The following is a 7102-nucleotide window of genomic DNA, read 5'->3' as shown; positions in this document are numbered from 1 at the left end:
CACTGAAGATAAGAACTCCACGAGGGACAACGAGCTACACGACAACAAGTGACGTTTACATCAAAGACAGAAGAGAAACGACCCTAGATAAGCGCCGCGCGGTCCGCCAGCGCCCGGACCTTGGTGCCGATCACGTCGTCGAGGCCGAGGACGGGGCCGTACGGAGTGAGGGCCGGCCGCGCCCACAGGTTTTCCTTGAGGATGTCGACCTCGCACTGCTCCCCGGTGTCGGCGCTGGTCACCATGATGCGAGCGGCCAGAGGGTCCACACTGATGGTGCTGACCCGCCAGCCACGCTCAGCCAGGCCGAGCACCAGCTCGTCGACGATGGCGGACATGGGGGACGGGTTCTCGGTGGCGACGTCGATGTCCTGGCTGAGGCGGTCGACCAGCCCATGCGCCTGGGCGGCGTAGCCACCGGTGATCACCAGCGAGTACGGGGTGCCGATCGCGAGGACGTCTGCCATGAGCCGACGATGGAGCTCGGTGATTCTCACGCGGCGGCGGACGCCCGGTGCGCAAGCTCGGGGAACGCAGCCTCCCACGCCTCACGGACATGCCTGCTGATCATGGTCCTCATCAAGGGCCACTGCGCGAGCAGAAGATCGCGGTTCAGGAAGCGGGTGATGTCATCGCGCTGCCCTTCGGCGAGCACCGTTCGGTACAGGCCCATACACTGCCGGGGCCGGTCAAGGTCGTAAGTGCGCAGGCCCGACCAGACGATGTGGAGCGGCAGCTCGACCGGCCCGTGCTCAGGCCCACCGAGGTCCTCCAGGCTGTCGGGAAGGCGCCCCGCGTACCGCTCGTGCAACACGGCAGCGACGGAGGGCGTGGTGACAGGAGACGACTGCTGAACCATGGTGCCTAGTATTCCGTGCCCGCCAGGCGGATGGCAGGGCGGACGCGGTTTCTGCCCGCTTTCCCTGTGCTGATGTCCGTGGCTGGGGCGCCGGCGATGACTCGCGGCGGTCCTGCAGGGCGCGGGTGGCCGTCCAGCTGCTGGAGCTCTTCCGCACCGCGAAGGCCGCAGCTCCGCCGCCCGCGAGACCATCCGCGTCGACGGCGACACCGTCAAGATCGGCGCCTGGCTGGCCAAGGCACAAAACACCTCTCCGGACTGCTGGACGCCGACCACGAGCGCCTGGTCGCCGCCCACTTCGACGGGGGCTGGACGGACGAGAGCACGCCTGTCGCCGCTGTCCCCGGGCGCCCGTGGTAACAACTGTTACCATGCTGGTATGGCGAAGACACAGCTGGGCGCGCGCGTGGACGAAGACGTCGCGGAACTGGCAAAGAAACGCGCCGCCGACCTTGGACTGAGCATCGGCGACTACCTCGCCCGACTGGTCCAGGATGACGCCAGCGGCCTGCGCGCCCGCGCCATCGACGCAGCCGCCCGCTTCCTGGCCGAGCATCAGAGCGTCTTCGACGAAGCCGAGGACGCCCAGCAGGCACCGCGGGGAGCACGCGCGGCCTGATGGATCTGAACATCGATGTGCCCTGGATCCTGCAGGTTGCCGAGGCGGCCGGAGCGAACGATCCGGCACCTGACGACTACGGCGTTCCCATCTCGGCGGTAGCCCGCCACCGGGCCGAGCTGTTCGAGCAGGCGGCCTACGACGGCCCCTACACCAAGGCCGCCGCCCTGGTGCACACGCTGGGCCGGTGCCGCTGGCTGGAGCGCTCCAACCTCGCCGTCGCCGCCGCATCCGGCGTGATATACCTCGAGGCCGCCGGGATCACGGTCAAACCCGCCCGCGAGGACGCCATCGCCCTCAAGGACCTGCTCCTGGACCCGACCTGCACCGCCGGGAAGATCGCCGCCCTCCTGCGGGCCTGGCCCACCACCACCTGAAACGACTCGGCGGCCCGCCCCGCACACTGGGGCGGGCCTCGCTGCAGCAGGACACCAACCACCAGGAGAGGAAGCACAGATGGACGTGGGCTCGGTGCTCGGCGGCATAGGCCGGGTGGCGGCCGGGGTGGGCCGGTTCGTGTGGGGGGCGATGACCGCGCCGACCACGGGCACGGAGGATGACGCCCGGGCCGAGATCGGCAGGCTCGCGGAGAAGATCGAAGACGAGGTACCGGAGGAGCTGCGAGACCGGGCGTGGGGTCTGGTCCTGGAGGCGCTGCACGAGGTCCCCGGCGAGATCGAGCAGTTGGTGGAGGAACACCAGGGGCCAGACGACGAGAAGGCTGAAGAGCCGCCGGCCAAGCAGTAATGCCGGAAGCCGAAGGGCCCGTCACCCCACAAGGAGCGGCGGGCCCTTCGGCCTGCCGGCGAACGGCAACCATAGCCCGTCTGAGCGGCGTTCAGCGCCCCGGATTCCCACTCCCCGCCGGACGGATCGCGGCCGCCCTGCGGGAGTTCAGCCCTGGTCGGGCGGGCCGGTCCCGCCACACTTCCTCGACGGGCAGATCACGTGCCCGCAGAGCGCCTCCGGCGTTCCGCCGTCCGCTTCCGCCTGCTCACCACCGTGTACCAGGTGACGGTCATCCCCGGCCGCCGCACCGGGGCCCTGGGCACCGGCACCTACGCCTTCACCCAGGACACAGCCGGCATCCCCGGAGCCGGCGAGACCGACGACATGTACGGCACCGCCATGGCCATCGGCGACATCAACAAGGACGGCAAACCCGAACTCTTCACAGCGCCGCGGAGGAGAACAATGCCACCGGCGTCGTCTGGGTCCTCCCGGGCAGCACCAACGGCCCCACCGCCAAGGGCAGCAGCATGATCACCGCCCCGTCCGTCGGCTTCCCGCAGAAGGACAGCACCCTCCTTGGCGGCAACGGACTCCTCGGAGTCATCTGAACGAGAGGCGACCGTCCACGTCGACTCTCTCCCCGGTGCCGGCGGTTGAGGCGGGGTTGTGTGACCGTCTTCTGCCGCCGGGCGGCTCACGGCTACTGGTCGGGGTGGACAGCCTGGACGCCGGTACCCGCGTACGCCTTCGGGGCCAAGGTGAGCAGGAACCGCCCGGTGGGGTGGGCGGCGGAGGGACGAGCGGCGTGGATGGCGTGGACGGCGGCCCAGGAGTGCCCGAAGCGCAGCAGTTCGGTGGCGGTGACCGCGGCGTCGGTATCGAACGCCTCGATCCGGATGAACCGCAGCCCCTTGATGTAGCCGAGCAGGCCCGGCCGTTCGGCGTCGCCGGCCGTCAGTGACAGCACCGGCGCATACAGATCACCGAGTCCGCCGGAAGCCTGGACGTAGAACGCGGCGACCGCCTCGTTGAACGGATCCTTCGGGTCGTACAACGCCGCCGCGGTCGTGTGGTCCAGGACGACCGCGATCGCCGCCACTACGCGGCCGCCCGCGGACCGTGTGAGGCTGCACTCAGGCGCTCCAGCAGGGCCCGAGCCTTCGCCTCCGCCTCCGGGCTCGGCGCGCTGCCGAGGGCGGAGGCGAGCTCGGCGCGGGCCAGCTCGGCACGCTCGGCGTATTCGGCCTGTGTCGGCGTGCTCTGCGCCAGGTCCTCGACCAGGCTGCGGATGGTGGTGCCGTGCTCGGCGGCCAGCTGGGCCAGCCGGTCCCGAGCGGCCGCGCTCACCTTGATGCTCGTCTCGTCTGCTGCCATATCCCGACTCTACCGCGTTCCTCTACTGGTGGTAGAGGAACGGGAACCGGTGCCCCAGCACCGCCACCTACAGGTCGCCGCCGGGGCAGGTCGCCCTGGTGCTCCCCGCCGGCCCCCGTCGATAGCTCGAGCCAGCCGCGGTGCGCCACCTGCAGCCCCGGCCCGCGGCCACCGGGATAGGCGGGTGCGCACGCTCGTGGCCCTGTGCGAGTGATGAGGGACTGGCTGCCGTTGTCGCCCCGCCGCATGGCCATCACCCCGTGCAGGCTCTGCTCCCTGCAACGCCACCTGCAGCGACGGGGAGCCCGCACGTGGGGAGCGGCTTCACCGTCCGCTCGGGCTGTACCACCACCCCGCAGGCCCGGCGCATCGTCCGCTGGGCGCCGGGTGCCGCCCGCGGCGCACGGTCTCTGGCTTGTCAGAATGCGTGTACGGTTCGCCAGGCATCGAGAGCCGGGACGGTCCGCTGGCCGACGACAGCCGCCGCGACAGGTGGCTTGAGACGGGTCATCGCGTGCACGACATCGATGAAAGGCGAGTCCAGCAGCGCCTGCTCCACGCGGTCGGCTTCAGGGGCGGCCTCCTGACGCAGGTTGTACCAGTCCCGCATGTTGGAGCAGGCCCGGTCGAAGGCATTCAGCCGTCCTCTGATGAGGTCCGGACGGTTGAGACCGAACACATCGATCGTCTCCTTGCCCTTAAACGACCCGTTACCGGTAGTTCGTTAAATCCGGCGGTGGCGTGGGTTGACGTCAGGTCGGGTTGGTCGTAGGCCGGTGGGAGGAGTCAACTTCCTTGCCGGAGGTTGAAGATGACCGCTCGCCGTCCGTGTCCGCCTGCGCCGGGGCCGTTGGAGGAGTACGCGGCCCGGTTCGACGACCTCCTCTTCAGTCTCGCCCAGCGGCGGGGGTTTCGTGAGTACCTGACCGGGCTGCTGGCGCCACGGGACCGGAACAAGACGATCACCTGTCTGGCCGGGGCGGAGCCGGTGGAAGGTGCGGGGATGCCAGCGGTGCAGCGGCTGCAGTTCTTCCTGTCCGAGTCGCCCTGGGAGGCCGAGCAGGTCAACGACCGGCGGCTTGAGCTGCTGCGTGGGGAGCCGGCGACGGCTCCTCCCGACGGCGGGGTCATCGTGATCGACGACTCCGGGGACCGCAAGGACGGCACCGCCACCGCGCATGTGGGCCGGCAGTGGCTGGGCCGGCTGGGCAAGACCGACAACGGCATCGTCACGGTGACCACGGTGTGGACCGACGGCCGCGTGTACTACCCGCTGCACACGTCTCCCTACACCCCTGCCCACCACTTCGCCCGCGGCCGCTCGGATCCAGCTTTCCGCACGAAACCGCAGCTGGCCGCTGCCCTCGCGGCCCGCGGGAAGGAGGCGGGGTTCGGCTGCCGGGCGGTGGTCGCCGACTGCGCCTACTCGGTTAGCGACGACTGGTACCTCGCACTGCGCGAGGCCGGCCTGCCCTACGTAGTAGCCCTCAAGCCGCGCAACGGCGTCTGGGCCCCGGCCCACGAGCCGCACACTCCCATCGAAGCCGCCCACGCCCTGGCCTGGAAGAATGCCAAGCATCCGGGCGACTGGACGGCTGTGGAGCGTCACTTCCGCGACGGGCACACCGAGACCTAGTGGGCCGCCGATGCCCGCCTGGGCGGCTACGGACCCGACTCACCCTGCCGGCTGGTCGTGGCCACCACCGATCCAGCCACGCTGCCGGAGAAGGCCACCTGGTACCTGGCCACCAACCTGCCCCACCCCGACGCATCCCACGCCACCACCAGCCCGCACCCGCTGGCCGACCTCGCCGAGATCGTCCGCCTCTACGGCCTGCGGCCATGGATCGAGCAGAGCTACAAACAGATCAAGGACGAACTCGGCTGGGCCGACTTCCAAGTCCGCTCCGACCGCGCCATCCGCCGTCACCAGACACTCGTCAACTGCGCCTTCTCCTTCTGCTGGGACCAGTGGTTCGCCCCGCCCGGACCGCTGGATGCCACCGCGCCGGACCCGTGCCCCGAAGAGGGGCGAGAGAGGGGGCCCAGCCATACCCCACCAGCCCCAACCGCCCTGCTGGCCCAGGGCCTTACGAGCCATCCGCTCCTGGCTCACTCCGGCCGTCACTCTCACCCGATGGTGGCGAGCCTGGACGGACAGGGACCCGCCTTCCGAGCTCCAGGCCCTGATCGACGCGGTCAGCACCGGACACGGCATTGACCTCTACCTCCGGATTTAACGAACTACCGTTACTGACTTCGGCTCGTCAGGGTGAACTCTCTCGGAGTGCCTGATAGGGCCGATGTGGTGGCTGTATCCGTGGTACGTGAGGTATGCGGATGGGGGCGGACTGACCCCTGCGGGACGTCGGCGCCGGGAGACGGTACGGATGCAGGCGGCCGAGCTGTTCGAGCAGAACATCAAGCCGCCGGACGTGGCACGGCGGCTGCGGGTGAGCCCGAAGTCGGCCTACCGGTGGCACCAGATGTGGCGGGACGGCGGCGTGCATGCTCTGGCCTCTCGTGGCCCGAGTGGATCGCGATGCCGTCTGTCCCCGCGCTGTCTGGAGAAGCTGGCCGCGTACCTCGATGAGGGTCCTGCCGCGCATGGCTGGGTGGAGGACCAGGTGTGGACCGCGGCGCGGGTGGCCACGCTGATCGGCAGGAAGTTCCACGTCTCTTACAGCGTCTCGGGTGCCACACGGTTGATGCACCGGCTCGGTTTCAGCCCGCAGGTGCCCGCGCGGCGGGTGGCCGAGCGCGACGAGCAGGCCGTGACCGTGTGGAAGGAGGCGACCTGGGCCGAGGTAAAAGAGCCCGGGCGGCGTGCGGGGGCTACGTCTGCTTCGAGGACGAGGCGGGTTTCACCCGGCGGCCGCCCAGGGGACGTACCTGGGGCCGGCGCGGCCGCACCCCGCAGGTGACGGTGAGCGGCCGACGCTCGGGGCGCCTGTCGGTGGCTGGACTTATCGCGATGCGGCCCGGCTCCCGCACCCGGCTGTGCCACCGCCTGCGCACCCACCCTGCGGGCAAAGGCAAACGTCGCAGCATGGGCGAGCGCGACTTCATCGCGCTGATCGACGGGGTCCACTACCTCGTCAAGGCCCCGATCGTGCTGGTCTGGGACCGGCTGAATACTCATGTCTCCCACGCCATGTGTGAGTTGATCGCCGAGCGTGAATGGCTGACGGTGTTCCTGCTGCCCGCGTACTCGCCGGACCTGAACCCCGTCGAGTGGGTATGGGCCCATGTGAAGCGCAGCCTGGCCAACCTCGCCGTCGTCGCTCTCGACCGGCTCGAAGTCCTCGTACGCAACCGGCTCAAGCGCCTCCAGTACCGGCCCGACACCCTCGACGGCTTCATAGCAGGCACCGGCCTGACCCTCGACGACCCAGCGTCACCCTAATGGGCTGAAGTCAGTAACGGTAGTTCGTTAAATCCGGAGGTAGAGGTCGATGCCGTGTCCGGTGGTGACCGCGTCGATCAGGGCCTGGAGCTCATGGGGTGGTTCCGTGTCC

9 protein-coding genes and 2 pseudogenes are annotated in these 7102 nt (G+C 69.6%); 6 read left to right on the top strand and 5 right to left on the bottom strand.

Going from position 1 to position 7102, the window contains the following annotated elements; genetic code table 11:
* Positions 1-92: 92 nt before the first annotated feature.
* Positions 93-497, bottom strand: a pseudogene (locus AC07CM_RS50000) (nucleotidyl transferase AbiEii/AbiGii toxin family protein); the annotation flags it as partial.
* Positions 494-859, bottom strand: a complete 366-nt coding sequence (locus tag AC07CM_RS49995; protein WP_478883224.1) for a hypothetical protein — start codon at positions 857-859, stop codon at positions 494-496. The pseudogene AC07CM_RS50000 and the gene AC07CM_RS49995, both read right to left, overlap by 4 nt.
* Before the next feature lie 379 nt (positions 860-1238).
* On the opposite strand from AC07CM_RS49995, the gene AC07CM_RS49990 reads away from it, so the two are divergent.
* The 4 genes from AC07CM_RS49990 (at position 1239) to AC07CM_RS49975 (ending at position 2741) form a co-directional block, all read left to right on the top strand.
* Positions 1239-1478: a hypothetical protein gene (locus AC07CM_RS49990; protein ID WP_478883223.1), complete on the top strand. Its 240-nt coding sequence runs from the start codon at positions 1239-1241 to the stop codon at positions 1476-1478.
* Entirely contained in the window at positions 1478-1855 is a 378-nt protein-coding gene (locus tag AC07CM_RS49985; RefSeq protein ID WP_478883222.1) for a fic family toxin-antitoxin system, toxin component, read from the top strand. Before AC07CM_RS49990 ends, AC07CM_RS49985 begins: the two co-directional genes overlap by 1 nt.
* 79 nt (positions 1856-1934) lie before the next feature.
* On the top strand, positions 1935-2225 hold the full coding sequence (locus AC07CM_RS49980) for a hypothetical protein (protein WP_478883221.1): 291 nt from the start codon (positions 1935-1937) through the stop codon (positions 2223-2225).
* A gap of 201 nt (positions 2226-2426) precedes the next feature.
* A complete protein-coding gene (locus AC07CM_RS49975) occupies positions 2427-2741 on the top strand; it encodes an FG-GAP repeat domain-containing protein (RefSeq protein WP_478883220.1) in 315 nt (104 codons plus the stop codon).
* 169 nt (positions 2742-2910) lie between these two features.
* On the opposite strand, the gene AC07CM_RS49970 is transcribed toward AC07CM_RS49975, so the two are convergent.
* The 3 genes from AC07CM_RS49970 to AC07CM_RS49960 all read right to left on the bottom strand — a co-directional run bounded on the left by AC07CM_RS49970 (position 2911) and on the right by AC07CM_RS49960 (position 4263).
* The gene (locus AC07CM_RS49970) at positions 2911-3309 is read right to left on the bottom strand and encodes a PIN domain-containing protein (RefSeq protein ID WP_478883219.1); all 399 of its coding nucleotides are present in this window, start codon (positions 3307-3309) and stop codon (positions 2911-2913) included.
* Complete coding sequence (locus AC07CM_RS49965) at positions 3309-3584, bottom strand: hypothetical protein (protein ID WP_478883218.1); 276 nt, start codon at positions 3582-3584, stop codon at positions 3309-3311. The genes AC07CM_RS49970 and AC07CM_RS49965 overlap by 1 nt, the downstream gene beginning before the upstream one ends.
* A gap of 418 nt (positions 3585-4002) precedes the next feature.
* Positions 4003-4263, bottom strand: a complete 261-nt coding sequence (locus AC07CM_RS49960; protein WP_478883217.1) for a hypothetical protein — start codon at positions 4261-4263, stop codon at positions 4003-4005.
* Positions 4264-4395: 132 nt separating this feature from the next.
* Between AC07CM_RS49960 and AC07CM_RS49955 the strand changes: the two are divergent.
* Both AC07CM_RS49955 and AC07CM_RS49950 read left to right on the top strand, forming a co-directional pair.
* Positions 4396-5805: pseudogene (locus tag AC07CM_RS49955) on the top strand (IS701 family transposase).
* A 106-nt stretch (positions 5806-5911) separates the two neighbouring features.
* A protein-coding gene (locus AC07CM_RS49950) for an IS630 family transposase (RefSeq protein ID WP_478883216.1) occupies positions 5912-6990 on the top strand; the annotation gives its coding sequence in 2 pieces (ribosomal slippage) (positions 5912-6410 and positions 6410-6990; 1080 coding nt in all).
* Positions 6991-7102 lie beyond the last annotated feature (112 nt).

Source organism: Streptomyces sp. NPDC044061 (assembly GCF_056434305.1).
The sequence above is the reverse complement of the archived record's forward strand: the minus strand, read 5'-3'. Positions and strand labels throughout refer to the sequence as shown.